15 protein-coding genes are annotated in these 14,879 nt (G+C 58.6%); 8 read left to right on the top strand and 7 right to left on the bottom strand.

All coding sequences use genetic code 11. From position 1 onward, the window contains the following. Nucleotides 1–50: 50 nt before the first annotated feature. The 7 genes from HEP82_RS00270 to HEP82_RS00240 all read left to right on the top strand — a co-directional run bounded on the left by HEP82_RS00270 (nucleotide 51) and on the right by HEP82_RS00240 (nucleotide 7,008). Nucleotides 51–869 carry a hypothetical protein gene (locus HEP82_RS00270; protein ID WP_192456260.1) on the top strand — a complete coding sequence of 273 codons (819 nt, stop codon included), beginning with the start codon at nucleotides 51–53 and terminating at the stop codon, nucleotides 867–869. A 22-nt stretch (nucleotides 870–891) separates the two neighbouring features. Next, on the top strand, nucleotides 892–1,710 hold the full coding sequence (locus HEP82_RS00265) for a hypothetical protein (protein ID WP_192456259.1): 819 nt from the start codon (nucleotides 892–894) through the stop codon (nucleotides 1,708–1,710). 91 nt (nucleotides 1,711–1,801) lie between these two features. Then, entirely contained in the window at nucleotides 1,802–2,482 is a 681-nt protein-coding gene (locus tag HEP82_RS00260; protein WP_192456258.1) for an ABC transporter ATP-binding protein, read from the top strand. Next, a complete protein-coding gene (locus tag HEP82_RS00255; protein ID WP_192456257.1) occupies nucleotides 2,482–3,696 on the top strand; it encodes an ABC transporter permease in 1,215 nt (404 codons plus the stop codon). Before HEP82_RS00260 ends, HEP82_RS00255 begins: the two co-directional genes overlap by 1 nt. After that, the gene (locus HEP82_RS00250; RefSeq protein ID WP_192456256.1) at nucleotides 3,689–5,149 is read left to right on the top strand and encodes a TolC family protein; all 1,461 of its coding nucleotides are present in this window, start codon (nucleotides 3,689–3,691) and stop codon (nucleotides 5,147–5,149) included. Before HEP82_RS00255 ends, HEP82_RS00250 begins: the two co-directional genes overlap by 8 nt. Then, nucleotides 5,142–6,398 carry an HlyD family secretion protein gene (locus HEP82_RS00245; protein WP_192456255.1) on the top strand — a complete coding sequence of 419 codons (1,257 nt, stop codon included), beginning with the start codon at nucleotides 5,142–5,144 and terminating at the stop codon, nucleotides 6,396–6,398. Before HEP82_RS00250 ends, HEP82_RS00245 begins: the two co-directional genes overlap by 8 nt. 10 nt (nucleotides 6,399–6,408) lie before the next feature. After that, nucleotides 6,409–7,008 carry an NAD(P)-dependent oxidoreductase gene (locus HEP82_RS00240; protein ID WP_192456594.1) on the top strand — a complete coding sequence of 200 codons (600 nt, stop codon included), beginning with the start codon at nucleotides 6,409–6,411 and terminating at the stop codon, nucleotides 7,006–7,008. 127 nt (nucleotides 7,009–7,135) lie between these two features. Here the strand turns inward: HEP82_RS00240 and HEP82_RS00235 are convergent, their stop codons facing one another. After that, entirely contained in the window at nucleotides 7,136–7,615 is a 480-nt protein-coding gene (locus tag HEP82_RS00235) for a GNAT family N-acetyltransferase (protein WP_192456254.1), read from the bottom strand. Between the two features lie 98 nt (nucleotides 7,616–7,713). Between HEP82_RS00235 and HEP82_RS00230 the strand changes: the two genes are divergently transcribed. Continuing rightward, nucleotides 7,714–8,652, top strand: a complete 939-nt coding sequence (locus HEP82_RS00230) for a LysR family transcriptional regulator (RefSeq protein ID WP_225622242.1) — start codon at nucleotides 7,714–7,716, stop codon at nucleotides 8,650–8,652. Here HEP82_RS00230 and arnF read toward each other — a convergent pair. From arnF to arnC, 6 genes are read right to left on the bottom strand one after another with little or no spacing between them, the layout of a single operon-like run. After that, entirely contained in the window at nucleotides 8,643–9,035 is a 393-nt protein-coding gene (gene arnF, locus HEP82_RS00225; protein ID WP_192456252.1) for a 4-amino-4-deoxy-L-arabinose-phosphoundecaprenol flippase subunit ArnF, read from the bottom strand. The genes HEP82_RS00230 and arnF overlap by 10 nt on opposite strands. Next, nucleotides 9,032–9,373, bottom strand: a complete 342-nt coding sequence (gene arnE, locus HEP82_RS00220) for a 4-amino-4-deoxy-L-arabinose-phosphoundecaprenol flippase subunit ArnE (protein WP_192456251.1) — start codon at nucleotides 9,371–9,373, stop codon at nucleotides 9,032–9,034. The genes arnF and arnE overlap by 4 nt, the downstream gene beginning before the upstream one ends. Next, on the bottom strand, nucleotides 9,370–11,022 hold the full coding sequence (arnT, locus tag HEP82_RS00215; RefSeq protein ID WP_192456250.1) for a lipid IV(A) 4-amino-4-deoxy-L-arabinosyltransferase: 1,653 nt from the start codon (nucleotides 11,020–11,022) through the stop codon (nucleotides 9,370–9,372). The genes arnE and arnT overlap by 4 nt, the downstream gene beginning before the upstream one ends. Further along, on the bottom strand, nucleotides 11,022–11,921 hold the full coding sequence (gene arnD, locus HEP82_RS00210; protein ID WP_192456249.1) for a 4-deoxy-4-formamido-L-arabinose-phosphoundecaprenol deformylase: 900 nt from the start codon (nucleotides 11,919–11,921) through the stop codon (nucleotides 11,022–11,024). The genes arnT and arnD overlap by 1 nt, the downstream gene beginning before the upstream one ends. Next, complete coding sequence (gene arnA / locus HEP82_RS00205) at nucleotides 11,918–13,900, bottom strand: bifunctional UDP-4-amino-4-deoxy-L-arabinose formyltransferase/UDP-glucuronic acid oxidase ArnA (RefSeq protein ID WP_192456248.1); 1,983 nt, start codon at nucleotides 13,898–13,900, stop codon at nucleotides 11,918–11,920. Before arnA ends, arnD begins: the two co-directional genes overlap by 4 nt. After that, nucleotides 13,897–14,877, bottom strand: coding sequence for an undecaprenyl-phosphate 4-deoxy-4-formamido-L-arabinose transferase (gene arnC / locus HEP82_RS00200; RefSeq protein ID WP_192456247.1), 981 nt, complete (start codon nucleotides 14,875–14,877; stop codon nucleotides 13,897–13,899). The genes arnA and arnC overlap by 4 nt, the downstream gene beginning before the upstream one ends. Nucleotides 14,878–14,879: the final 2 nt, after the last annotated feature.

Below are 14,879 nucleotides of genomic sequence, written 5' to 3'. Positions count from 1 at the left end.
TACAACCAAGGTGACAACAATAATTAATTCAATGAATTAATGGAGTTTTTATGGTCAGCATCAATACCACTGTATCCGGTACCTCGGTCAACGGCACCACCGGAACACAGGTGCAGAGTAAAACCCAAAGTACCGGCACATCCACCTCGGCGGCCGGCACCTCGTCCGCCAAGCTGTCCGCCTTCGCGCGCCTGCTGAGCGATGCCGCAACCCGCGCCGAAACCCGCGATGCGTCGCTCTCCCGCAGCCAGCTCCGCGCCACCGCCGAGTCCGCACTCGATGAAATCACCGGCACGAACTACGCCAACAACAAGGCGCGCTACGACGCCCAACTGCCTGATACCGACGATGCCGACCTGCTCGCGCTCGCTCAGCAATCCACCGACTATCTTAACGGCAAGGCCAGCAACCCGTTTAAAGGCATGTCCCGCGAGCAGTTGGCGCTGATCACCTACGACGACAGCGGCACTTTTACCGTTAATGAACGCCGGGCCGCATTATCTGAATCAAACGATCAATACAACGAATGGGCCAGGAAAGTCGTCGACAAAGCGGTTGCCGAATACAATCGCACCGGCAAAATCACCAGCATCTATTCGGATATGCTCGAGTTTTACCAATCCCAGCCCGCTATCGAACAAGCGCAGTACCCCGATGGCTACGCCGTGCAGTTGCAAGCCAAAATCACCGCCACCACTTCGGATACCCAGACCACCTCCCTGTTCGACACGCTGAATCAGTGGAATAGCCAAAACCAGAACAGTACCTTCACTGCCCCCATGATGAGCCTGTTCACCCTGCTGGCCGATAGCGAACAAAACGAAGACAACAACCCGCTCTCGCAACCTCCCGGCGCTCTCGGGCTTTAATTTGTTTGATTTGGAGTTTTTTATGGTCAGCATCAATACCACTGTATCCGGTACCTCGGTCAACGGCACCACCGGAACCCAAGTGCAGAGTAAAACCCAAAGTACCGGCACATCCACCTCGGCGGCCGGCACCTCGTCCGCCAAGCTGTCCGCCTTCGCGCGCCTGCTGAGCGATGCCGCAACCCGCGCCGAAACCCGCGATGCGTCGCTCTCCCGCAGCCAGCTCCGCGCCACCGCCGAGTCCGCACTCGATGAAATCACCGGCACGAACTACGCCAACAACAAGGCGCGCTACGACGCCCAACTGCCTGATACCGACGATGCCGACCTGCTCGCGCTCGCTCAGCAATCCACCGACTATCTTAACGGCAAGGCCAGCAACCCGTTTAAAGGCATGTCCCGCGAGCAGTTGGCGCTGATCACCTACGACGACAGCGGCACTTTTACCGTTAATGAACGCCGGGCCGCATTATCTGAATCAAACGATCAATATGATGCATGGTCGCGGAAAATATCAGCCCAAATAGAACAAGAATGGAATCGCTCAAGAAAAATCACTCACGCCTACGCTGACATCCTTAAGTTTTACCAATCCCAGCCCGCTATCGAACAAGCGCAGTACCCCGATGGCTACGCCGTGCAGTTGCAAGCCAAAATCACCGCCACCACTTCGGATACCCAGACCACCTCCCTGTTCGACACGCTGAATCAGTGGAATAGCCAAAACCAGAACAGTACCTTCACTGCCCCCATGATGAGCCTGTTCACCTTGCTGGCCGATAGCGAACAAAACGAAGACAACAACCCGCTCTCGCAACCTCCCGGCGCTCTCGGGCTTTAATTTGCCGAATATTGTGGGGCGGGCGTTCGGGGAAAATAAATAGCATTGCGGCGCAAGGGAACGAACGCCTGGCCGAATAAGGATAAGTTCGATGACGGTATCGATGACCAGCCTGATAACTCTGGAGCGTATTGGTCAGGTTTATGATACACACCCGGTACTCCACGAAGTGTCGTTGTCCATTGCCGCCGGGCAAAGCTGCGCTATCGTCGGCGCTTCCGGTTCGGGTAAAAGTACGCTGTTGAATCTCATCGGCCTGCTCGACCGGCCGACATCAGGCCGCCTGCTGCTGAACGGGCGGGACATGACGCACGCTCAGGCGGATGAACGTGCGCGGGTACGCAATCAGACCATCGGTTTTATCTTTCAAAGCTTCCATCTTCTACCCCGACTGAACGCCCTGGACAATGTGGCGCTGCCGCTGTTGTATCGGGGTGAGTCCCGACACGCCGCCCGTCGTCAGGCTGAACGACAACTGGAACAGGTTGGGCTCGGCAGCCATCTGCGGCAACGTCCGGCGGATATGTCCGGTGGGCAACGGCAACGAGTGGCCATTGCCAGAGCACTGGTTGGCAATCCCGCCCTACTGCTGGCCGATGAACCGACCGGCAATCTTGATAGCCGAACCGCCAACGACATCCTCGCGTTATTGTTATCCCTAAATCAGGAACAAGGTGTAACGCTGGTGGTGGTCACGCACGACCCACAGATCGCCACACCAATGCAGCGTTGCCTCCACGTCAGTGATGGCCGGGTTCAGGAAGGCGACTGATGGCTGATTTCTCCCCCGATCGCTACGGCCCGTCGCTGCATCAGGTAATCCATGAACCGTTGGACAGTCTGCGGCTATTGGGAAAACGCGCATGGCTGGCGTTAATCGGCATCGCCGTGGGATGCGCTGCCGTGGTGGCGTTGCTGAATATCGGGCATAACGCGGCGAATGAAGCACTTCGTGTCTTCAACGGGTTGGGAACGGATCTGCTGGTTGCCAATATGAATGAAAAAATGGAGGGCGGGCCACAACCTGCAACGGCAACGATGAATGTTAGCGGGATGCTGCATAATTTGCCGGAACTCAGCGCAGGGGCGCCATTAATCCTGACATCACTCGAAGCACGACGACATGGCGCCCCGTTCAGCGCCGTCGTGATCGGCAGTACCGCCGATTTAGCATCCATACTGAACCTGTCCGTCCGGCAAGGCCGCCCTTTAAACCGTTACGATCCCCCCAACACCTATGCCGTGCTGGGGGCAAAAACCGCTATGGCGCTGGGGAAACCAGGCTCGCCGGTGATGCCCGGCGACACCATCCAGCTGGGCGGATATCTGTTCGATGTCGTCGGCATTCTCTCCGAGCAGGAACCCCCGCCGCTGATCCCGGTATTGTTCAATGAATCCATTCTATTACCCATTGAAAGCATGCGCCGTCTCATTGAGGCGCCGGAAATCAACATGGTGATTGTCCGCACCAGACAACGCGACCACCTCGACAGTACGGCTGCCGCCTTACACGACTATCTGGCCCCCCGGTTTCCCGGCCGGGATATCAATGTCCAGATCCCACGCCTGCTGGTGGAAGGGATGACCCGCCAATCACAGATGTTCTCGCTGCTGTTGGCCGGGCTCGGCGGGATATCCCTGCTGGTTGGCGGCGTCGGCGTGATGAATGTCATGGTGATGAATATTGCTGAACGGCGGCGGGAAATCGGCGTTCGTATGGCATTAGGCGCCCGCCCGGTCGATATCGGGTGTTTATTTCTGCTGGAGGCCATAGTGTTAACCGTCGCAGGGGCGATAAGCGGCGCATTGACGGGCGTCGCCGCTGCCTGGGTCGTCGGGAAACTGTCGGGCTGGGATTTTACGCTATCCGTTGCATCAATCCCGTTAGGTATTGGCAGTTCATTGATCATCGGCGTTTTTTTCGGTTTGCATCCGGCGATGACGGCGGCACGGTTGGAACCGGTACGGGCATTGCGCGATGACTAGATATGCACAGCTACTGTCACTTGTGCTGACCCTGTCGGTGCTGTTCGGTTGCCAGGCGGAAACCTTATCACCGTCCGCTCCGTCTCGTCCGGGGAAAGCGCCGGTCAACATGCAACGTATCGACCTGTCTCTCGGCGATGCCGTCTATCTTGCGCTGCGCGACAACCGCGCTATTCGCAGCGCCTACCTCGACCGTATCGCGCAAAAATTCGATTTACGGGTTGCGGAAGATCGCTTCACCCCCAAGCTGATGTTGAGCGGCAGCTACCTGGCTGAACGCAACCAGGATGATCGTTACCGCCAGAGCGACATCACCCCCACCACCACGCTACTCACGCCTTATGGTACGCGCGTCAGCCTGGGATGGGCCTATAGTCATACGCGGGCCGATCAAAATGGGCGTTCCCGCAATGACGGCGCAACCATTTCGGTTATCCAGCCTCTGCTGCGCGGCGCCGGAAAAAATATCGGTACGGCGCCCGTCCGGCTGGCGCAATTGACCGAACAGCTCAACCGGCTCGGGCTCAAATTGGCGGTCATGCAGACCATCACCCAAACCATTGAAAGTTACCGTGAACTCCTGCGCTCTCAGGAACAGTTGCAGATTACCCGCGATGCGCTGGCGCGTTCCCGGCAACTGCTGGATGTCAACCAAGCGCTGATTACGGCCGGACGGATGGCGGAATTCGATATCGTCCAAACACAGGCGGATGTCGCATCACAAGAGTTATCTTACGAAGAAGCCAGCGACCAACTGGAGCGCAGCCGGCTGGCGTTACTGCAACTACTGGCGCTGGATCTGAATACCTCCATCCGCGCCACGGAAACGATGAGCGCCGCCGCTGTCACCGTCAATGCCGATCAGGCATTACTGGAAGCCGAAGCCAGACAGCCCGCTTATCTCACCCAGTTGATCGCCGGTGAACAGGCGCAAATCAATCTGGAACTGGCACGCAATAATCGCCTCTGGGACGTGTCGCTGGTGGGCGGAGCCAGCCAACTGCGCAACCGAACGGATTCGATGGGCAGTTCGCAAACCTGGGAAAAATATGTCGGCGTGCAGGTAGATATTCCGATTGGGGATATGACCCAACGGCAAGCCGAATTACAGGCGCAAGTGGCGGTAAAAAACCAGTCCCTCCGGCAAGAAGAAGCCCGGCAGCAGTTAAAACGCGATGTGAATAATGCCGTGCGGGAAATCGGCACCCGCTGGCGTCAGTATGAAATTGCCCGGCGCGCGCTAGAACTATCGCGGCGCAAGCTCGATATTGAGCGACAAAAACTGGCGGTGGGGCGCTCCAGTAACTTTCAGGTACTGAGTTTCGAGGCCGACCTGCGCACCGCAGAAAATACCCGGCTCAACGCCTTGATCAGTTATCTCAATACCCAGGCGACGCTGGATCAAACACTGGGCACCACACTGGATAGCTGGGATATCTCGCTCAATGATTAACCCCCTCATGCACGCACTACGCCACCGCAACAGGCTGAAGATACTTTTATTTTTATTCGCCCTCGCCGGAGCCGGCACGACGGCATATCGGATTTGGCGACCCGAGACGCCGCCTGCCGCCACAACCCGATGGTTTCCCGTCGCCCCCCAGTTACTGGAAACGCGGCTGGGGCTAGTGGGGCGCATCCGCCCCGCCGACGAAATCACGATCGCCGCGCCTTTCGATGGCATGATTAACACGCTCCCGGTCAGCGAAGAGCAGCGTGTAGAAGCGGGACAGGAGCTGGCGGTCATGGATGCGACGCAACTCGACATCCAGCTACGCCAGGCCAAGGCAGAGTTATTGAAGGCCGATCAGGTGATGGAGAATTTACGCAACTGGGATAACGGCCCAGATGTTGCCCGCGCTCGCCGCGCACTCAATGCCGCCAAAACCACACTGGCGCATAACGAGTCCGCACTCAACGACACGCGCGAGCTGTTCAGGCGCGGCATCGTGGCGCGCATGGAAGTCGATACGCTCATGCAGCAGGTACAGAGCCAACGGCAGGATCTGGTCGCGGCGCAGGAGGAAATGCGGGCGGTCATCGGCAAAGGCCGCGGCGAAGACCGGCAGATCGCCGGGATGGAGCAGGCGAATGCGCAGTCGCGCTACCGGTTATTGCAGGCGATGTACGAACGGCGGACGATCACAGCCCCGTTCGCCGGTTTTATCCTCAAATCGACGCAGCCGGAAACCGGTAAACCGGCGGCGCTACAGCCGGGCGTACAAGTCAGCCAGGGGACGCCTTTGTTTCGGTTGATTCAGGCCGATCGCTTGCAGGTGGCGGCACGGGTGGAAGAAACCGATTTACATCGGCTGCGTGAAAACATGCCCGTGCTGATCACGGGGGATGGCTTCGCAGGAACCGTGCTGAACGGGCACATTGCCTCACTCGGTATTCAGGCCGATACGCGCGACGCCGGCGCTTACTACGATGTTATCGTCGCCGTCGACACGCCGGTCAATCCGCATCAACCACCGCGACTAGGGATGACGGCGCAATTGGCGGTCATGGTGTATCGCAATGAACAAGGCTTCGCTGTACCGGAAAACGCGCTGCACGCTGATGAAACCGGCGTTTGGGTCAATTACCGCCGCGATCTTCATTCACCGCCGCAACGCATCAACGTAACGACGGGTAACGCCGTTGTTCAGGGCATTGAAGTGTTCGGGCTGGCGCAGGGATACGTCGAAGCATTGCCATAACGACAAGCCAATTCAAAGCAACCCATCCGGCAACGCGGGCTCACAGATTTTAAAAGAGTTGTCCGAACGCGGCCATCAGGTGACGGCGATTGCCCGCCACCCGGAAAAAATCGCCGCCTTGCCCGGCGTCACAGCCAAGCAAGGCGATGTCTTTGATATGGCGGGGTTGGCCGCATTGCTGAAAGGCCACGATGCGGTAATCAGCGCGGTTCATTTCACCAGCAGCGATCCGCAAACGCTGATCGATGCTGTGCGCGCCGCGGGCGTGAAACGCTATCTGGTGGTCGGCGGCGCCGGCAGCCTGTTGGTGGCGCCCGGCCAGCGTTTGGTGGATCAACCCGGCTTCCCGGAGGCCTATAAAGCGGAAGCCACGAAAGGCGCTGATTTTCTTGACCTGCTGAAAACCATTACCGATCTGGACTGGACTTTCCTGTCACCCTCGATGATGTTCGTACCGGGCGAGCGCACCGGCGCATTCCGCCTCGGCCTCGATGACCTGCTGAGCAACGAGCAGGGCAGCAGCATCTCTTTTGCCGATTATGCGATTGCCCTGGTGGATGAAGTCGAAAAACCGCAGCACATCCGCCAGCGCTTCACCGTTGGCTACTGAGTCACATCCGGTGTGACGAGAAGAGCTCGCCGGTGTCGTGCACATCATCCCTTCCCCTCGGCAGGCTGCCGGTTGCGGCGGCCTGTTTTTTACGTAGCGGGCAAGGGTGATGTCACCAGCCGCACGGCTACACTTGCGCCGCTTTGCGCAGGCTGTCGCCTTCCAGACGATAGCGAATCCATTCGTTTTGCGGCGCGGCGCCCAAGCTGTCGTAAAAATCGATGGCGGGCTGGTTCCAGTCCAGCACGCTCCATTCCAGCCGGCCGCATCCTCTGGCCACCGCCAGGCGAGCGATGTGTTGCAACAGCGCTTTACCGGCGCCTTTGCCGCGACAATGCGGCGACACGTACAGGTCTTCCAGATAGATACCGTTGCGCCCCAGCCAAGTGGAGTAGCTGGTGAAAAATACCGCGAAACCGACCGGTTCGCCTTCCCATTCGCAAATCAGCGCCTCGGTACAGGAACCTGTACCAAACAGCGTTTGTTCTATTTCCTGCTGATGGGTTTTCACTTCGTGCAACGCCTTTTCGTACTCGGCCAGTTCACGAATAAAATTTAGGATAGTCGCGGCATCGGCGATCTGCGCCGGGCGGATATGTAACGTCATAAGCTTGTTTTTTCCAACCGTAAAATGAGGGACGCCGTCATCATAATCACCCGGCTATAATGCATGAAGTGCAATATCATCAATCAGTAGTGAATTTCATGCATCACCATTTACGACGTCTCGATCTCAACCTGCTGCTGGTGTTTGATGCCATGTTCCGGCACGGCTCGGTAGCGCGCGCCGCCGCAGAGCTGGCGATGAGCAATTCGGCGCTGAGCCATGCGCTGGGGCGGTTGCGCAAAATACTGAACGACGAACTGTTTTATCGCTCAGGGCAGGACATGAAACCGACGGTCTTCGCCGAAGGGCTGGCGCCGGCGATCGGCGACGGCCTGCGACGGCTAGAGCAGGGGTTGAGCCAGCCACCGCGTTTTGATCCGGCGGACAGCCGCGAACAGTTCACGTTCTCCGTCACCGACTACACCGCCTTCTGCGTCTTTCCGGCGCTGATCGCCGCGTTGCAAACCCAGGCGCCCCACCTGCAATTTCAGCTGATCCACAGTAACCAGAAAGTAGCGTTGGAAGACCTGCTGGCCGGGCGCATCGACTACGCGCTGGGGTTTACCGAGTCCGGCGACCCGATCCACGGCAGCATTGAGGAAATTGACTGGATGCAGGACGACTATGTCGCACTCACCGCCTCACACTTTCGCGATAACCGAACGCCGTTGTCGCTGGAGGAGTATCTGGCGGCGCGACACCTGGTGATCACGCCGTGGAATGAAGAAAAAGGCGTCATCGACCACGAACTGGAAAAACTGGGTAAACGGCGCGACATCGCCATCAGGATGCCGTCGCTGCTGGCGGCGCCGTTCATCATCGGCGAAAGCCGATTGTTCATGACCATTCCGCGGTTTGCCGCCCGCTATCTGGCGCAGCAAGCCAACGGCGCGATACATCCGCTGCCGTTCGCTGTACCGCCTTATCGGGTAAAAATCTATTATCACCAACGCAATGACCGGCACGATGCTTACCGCTGGCTCACCGAGCAACTGCTGACGCTGGCGAACCAGCGCCTACGACTGCCTCAGGAATGACGTTCGGCGGCGGGTCGGCCGCACACCAGCCATACGCCCAGCAGGATCAGCGCCATCGCCAGCAATTTCCCGATGCTGAACGTATCGGTGAAAAACGGCAGCGCCACCGCCAGCAGCCACACCAACACATAGCTGAGGCTCAGCAGCGGATACGCCACGCTCAGCGGCAACGCGCGCAGCGCGAAAAACCAGCTCAGCATGGAACAGGCATACGCCGCCAGCCCGGCCAGTACCGCGCATGTGGCCGGCAAGGCATGCCACAACGCCAGTGCGAATGCCAGCGGCGCGGACATGGTAGGTAATTGGGTCATGCCCCATTTCATCAACAACTGCGCCGCACTGACCAGCATCACGCTCAGCAATGCCCATCCGTATCCTTTCATGCGCCGTGCCCCATCAGTATCACTCCCGCCACAATCAGCACGATGCCTGCGGTCTGGCGCAGGCTGATGGCTTCGCGCCATATCCAGCGCGCCGCCAGCGTCACCAGAATGAAATTCAGGCTGAGCATCGGATAGGCCACGCTGACCGCCACCCGCTGCAACACGGCCAGCCACAGCAGCATCGCTACGCCAAGCAACAACAGGCTAAACCCCATCCATAACAGTACATGCGCCCGGTGCGAACGACCGCCACTATTACCGCTGGCGGCCTGTTTCTGGCTGAGCTGGCCGGCGCAAGTCAGCACGCTGACGATCAGAATCAGCAGAATGTCGATCATTGCTGCCGGTACCACAACAACGCCATACGTCCGCGGCGATACACCTGATCCGCCTCCGGGAGGTGCTCAATCGGCTGCTGCGCGGAAGAGAACGTCACCACCACCGACACATTGCCTTCCCGGCGATGCGTCGCCAGCCAACCGGTAAAATCCCCGATGCCGACAAACCGTTCGGCGCTGTCCGGATAGTTCAGGCCATACTCCAACTCACCCCGGTTGGAATACATGACGATATCGCTACGTTTTTGTTCCCAGGCAATGGCCGACGCCACACCGACGCTGTCCGCCAGAATGTAACGGCTTTGGGACAATTGCGGTTCCACCTGGCGCAGGAACCACTGCGGATTTTTGGTTTCCATCGTCCGTTGGGGGAGCGCCGCGCCGAGCGCCAGCGCCACGCCGAGCGGACACAACGCCGCCCAGTGCCAGCGTTGTTCCGTGCGCCGCAAAGAAAGCCAACCCACCAGCGCCCAGCACAGGAATGCGCCCGCCGCCAGCAGTACCTTGACGCCCTCATCCGGCTGATATAACGGCTTTTTAGCGAACCCCCACGGCGACAGCGCCAGCACAACCACCAGTGCGCAAAACAGACCAAACAACAGGTTAAGCCAGCCGTTTACCCTGAGCAGACGCAACGTCGGCAGCGAAACGGCGCAACGCGCCATCAGGATCGCCAACGGCGCAAAGCACGGCAGGATATACGTCGGCAACTTGCCCTTGGCGATACTGAAAAATATCAGCGGCATCACCACCCAGCCCAACAGATAAAAGGCACCGCTGTCCTGCCGGCGATGTTTCCAGCCCTGCCACAATGAGGCAGGCAGCAGCGCCAGCCACGGTAAGGTTCCGGCAATCAGTACCGGCAGGTAATACCAGAACGGCGCTTTGTGTTGCGCATTGGCGGAGTCGGCGAAACGCTGAACATGCTCCACCCAGAAAAAATAGTGCCAATAATCAGGTTGTTGCTGTGCCACCGCCAGCGCCCACGGCAGTGAGACCACCACTGCGCTGACGATCGCCAGCGGGCCGTAAAGCAGCACCTCCTTCCAGCGGCGCTCGAATGCGACCCACGGCAGCACGGCAATCACCGGCACCGCCAGTGCCAGGAATCCTTTGGTCATGAACCCCATGCCGCATACGACGCCCAGCAGCAGATAACCGCCGAGCCGACCGCTGCGCGTGACCGCCTGCGTCGCGCCCCAGAAACTGCACATTGCCGCCGCCAGCCACAGCGTCACCATCGGGTCAAGCACGGCATAGGTGCCGATACCATAAACCAGCAGACAGCTGAGATAGATAGCCGCCGCTAACCACGCGGTTCTGCGCTGCTGCCACAGCCGCAGCGTCAGCCAGTACACCAGCCCGGCGGCCAGCAGAATGGAGATCACTGAACCGGCGCGCACGCCGGCATTATTCGCGCCGAACAACCACTGCCCGATATTGTTGATCCAGTAGCCGGCAATCGGTTTTTCAAAGTAGCGGATACCGAGAAAATGCGGCGCAATCCAGTTGCCGCCCGCCACCATCTCCCGGCTGATTTCCGCATAGCGGGTTTCATCGGGCTGCCACAATAACCGGCTGGAGAGCGGCACGATGTAATACAGCAGCAGCACGGCCAGCCACAATAGCGCCTGTCGGGTCTGTTTCATCACCGCGTCTCCTGATTCTGCTGGCACCCCAGCCAACCATCGCGTCCCGCCAGCGATCCGCGCACCACCCGGCCGACCGGCAATGACGACAGGTCGTCCGGCAACAATTCGCTGAGCGGACAAAACCGGATCCCTTCCTGCTCCGCCAGCGCCAGCAATTCGTTGAATTGTTCGCTCATCACAATGCCTTCCACTTCCGCATGGATGGTGTACACCGGCGTTCCCTTATCCTGATGAATTTTATCCAGAATATAACGGTTGAAATCGGCAGCGCTGGTCTCCCGGCCAACCGCTTCGTCCCAAGTCGGCAACGTGACGGGGATCTGTACCGTCCCGGTGGAGCCGTCATTGAGCAACGGCAGAAACGGCGCGCTGCCACGGCAATCGCTGTTATAGCGAAAGCCAAATTTCTGTTTCGCTTCCACGGCGGTTTGATCCGCACGCCAGCCCGCCACTGCGGAACAGGTTGCCGGCTGACCGGTGATCGCCAATAGCGCGTCATACCCCAACTGAATTTGTCGCTCCATGTTGGCTTGATCCCACACCCCCGCCCAGGTTTGCCAGGCGAAATGATCCCAGGCGTGCAGCCCGACTTCATGGTGCTGCGCCGTCGCACGAATCGGCTCCGGCAAGCCCTTGCCGATCAGACGCCCCGGCCAGGCGGTGCCCGCCAGCAGAATGTCCCAACCATACAAAGAAGCCGCTTTCGAGCGCAGCATCTTCCAGAGAAACACCGGTCGGATCAGACGCCAGAGGTGGCGCCCCATGTTGTCGGGCCCGACACTGAAAAAAAAGCTGGCGTGTACAGCGTACACATCCAGCAGTTCCAGCAGGCGGGGAACGCCGACTCGCGTTCCCCTCCAGGTGTCGACATCAACCCTTAAGCCGACTTTTCTCATTCAGCGGATCCTGGTTGGTCCACGGTTTTGAGGAAGAAATCGAGCGTTTCAGCCACGGTTTTTTCCATCTCGATAGTGGGCTGCCAGTGCAACAGGCGTTTGGCATTGCGGATGCTAGGTTTACGGTGCTCCACGTCCTGATAGCCTTTGCCGTAGTAGCTGCTGCTTTCCACGTCGCGGAACCCGGCGAACGGCGGGAACTGGTGACGTAGCGGATGCTTCTCAAAGCTCTCCAGCAGCATCTCCGCCAGCTGGCGGATGCTGGCTTCGTTGTCCGGGTTGCCGATATTGATGATCTGGCCATCGCAAACCCCATCGCGGTTTTCGATGATGCGGAACAGCGCTTCCACCCCGTCTTTGATATCGGTAAAGCAGCGTTTCTGACGCCCGCCGTCCACTAGCTTGATCGGTGAGCCTTCCACCAGATTCAGAATCAGCTGGGTAATGGCGCGGGAACTGCCGATACGGGCGGCGTTCAGGTTGTCGAGACGCGGCCCCATCCAGTTGAACGGACGGAACAGGGTGAAACGCAACCCTTCTTTTTCGCCGTAGGCCCAAATCACGCGATCCAGCAGCTGTTTGGATACCGAATAAATCCAGCGCGGCTTGTTGATCGGCCCGACAATCAGGTTGGAGCGATCTTCGTCGAACATCGGGTCGGTGCACATGCCGTACACTTCTGAGGTCGACGGGAAAATGATGCGCTTTTTGTACTTCACGCAGTCGCGGATGATTTTCAGGTTTTCTTCAAAATCCAGCTCGAACACGCGCAGCGGATTGCGGGTGTATTCGATAGGTGTGGCGATCGCCACCAACGGCAGCACCACGTCGCATTTCTTGATGTGATATTCGATCCACTCGGAGTGAATGCTGATATCCCCTTCCACAAAGTGGAAACGCGGGTTGCCCAGAAAACGGGAGATGGCGTCGGAGCTGATATCCAGCCCGAAAATCTCGTAGTTGTCTTCGCTCAGCAGCCGTTCGGTCAGGTGGTTGCCGATAAAGCCGTTCACCCCCAGAATCAGCACGCGGGTCGGACGTTTCACGCTCACCACCGGCGCGTTGTTCAGGATAGCTCCCGTCACCAGTCCCAGGCTTTGCGCCAGTTGGGAACCCTGCAAATAGATACCGCTATCGCCCTGACCGGTAACGATTTCCAGCGCATCGCTGCCGCAGGCGACCACCAGCGGAGACGTGCTCAACACGGTGCCCGGTTTGGCGGCGGCAAAATCGGTACGCACTTTCGCCTGCCAGACGATGAATTTGGTGGTGCCCACGAAGCTGAAGGCGCCCGGCCAAGGTTCAGTCACCGCACGCACCAGGTTGTACAGGGCACGCGCCGGCTTCTGCCACTCCAGGCGGCCGTCCTCCGGGGTACGGCGGCCAACATAAGTCGCCAGGCTTTCATCCTGCGCCTGCTCTTCAACACGGCCGGCAGCAATGGCGGGTAACGCCTGAGCCAACAGTTGAGCAGCGCTCTCACGCAGTTTGTGGTGCAGACTCAGCGCGGTATCGGCGTCGTCAATCGCTACCTGCTGCTGCGCCACGATATTGCCGGCATCGGCGCGGGACACCATGCGGTGTAACGTCACCCCGGTTTCGGTTTCACCGTTGACCAACGCCCAGTTCAACGGCGCGCGTCCGCGGTAACGCGGCAACAGGGAACCATGGAGATTAAACGCGCCGTGCGGCGCGCAGCGAAGGATATCGTCGCTCAGCAGGTTGCGGTAATAGAAAGAGAAAATCATGTCCGGCGCCATGGCCGCAATACGCTCCACCCATAAAGGATGATTGACGTCTTCCGGTGCAAAAACGGGAATGCCCAGTTCGGCCGCAGTACGCGCCACCGACCCGAAAAATTGATTTTCCGACGGATTATCCGCATGGGTAAATACCGCTTCAATCGTATAACCGGCCGCAGCCAGCGCGCGAAGACCGACACAGCCCAAATCGTGATAGGCAAAAACGACAGCTTTCATTCTTCATTATCCTGTTTAGAGAATCGTGGATCATTGCCAACAATACGTTGAATAAAGTAACGGGGACGCGCGCGAACATCGTTGTAAATACGGCCGATGTACTCCCCCAGCAACCCCATGCCGACAAACTGGGCGCCGATAAAAGAAAACAGTATGGCAAACAGCGTAAACACGCCGTCCGCCGCCCAGGCGGATCCGAAAAACAGCCGCAGAGCAACCAGCACTACCGCCAGCGCGAAACCGACGATGGCGATCACACTGCCGACCACGCTCAACAACCGCAACGGCGTGGTGGTCAGGCAAGTCACCAGGTCATACATCAGATTGATCAGCTTCATAAAGCTGTATTTGGAATCGCCGAACTCACGTTCGGAGTGACGCACCAGAATTTCCGTGGTACGGCGGGCAAAGGTGTTGGCCAAAATCGGGATAAAAGTGCTGCGTTCATGGCAGTGCAGCATCGCTTCTACGATATGCCGACGGTAAGCACGCAGCATGCAACCGTAATCGTTCATGGCCTTGCCGGTGGTGCGCTGGATCAGATGATTGATCATGCGGGATGCGGTTTTGCGAAACCAGCTGTCCTGACGGTTTTCCCGAATAGTGCCGACCACGTCGTAACCCTGCTCGGCGGTATCCACCAGCCGGGGGATCTCTTCCGGCGGATTTTGCAGATCGGCGTCCAGCGTAATGATCACATCGCCGGATACATGGCTGAACCCCGCCATGATCGCCGAATGCTGGCCGTAATTGCGGTTAAGAATCACCGCCACGACGTGGCTGCCTGGCGCCTGTGCCGCTTCCGTCAACATCTGGGCGGAATTGTCGCTGCTGCCGTCGTCCACCAGCAGAATTTCATAATCCCGGTGCAACTGCTCGCACGCTGCCGTTGTCCGACGAATCAGCTCCGGCAGACTATCCTGTTCGTTGAAAACCGGGATCACCACCGACACTTTGTTGATAGCTTCATTCTGCATAT

Origin of the sequence: Musicola keenii (assembly GCF_014855505.1) — a bacterium.
Taxonomy (GTDB): domain Bacteria; phylum Pseudomonadota; class Gammaproteobacteria; order Enterobacterales; family Enterobacteriaceae; genus Musicola; species Musicola paradisiaca.
Note: the sequence above shows the minus strand (reverse complement) of the source record. Positions and strands in the feature narration are given on the sequence as shown.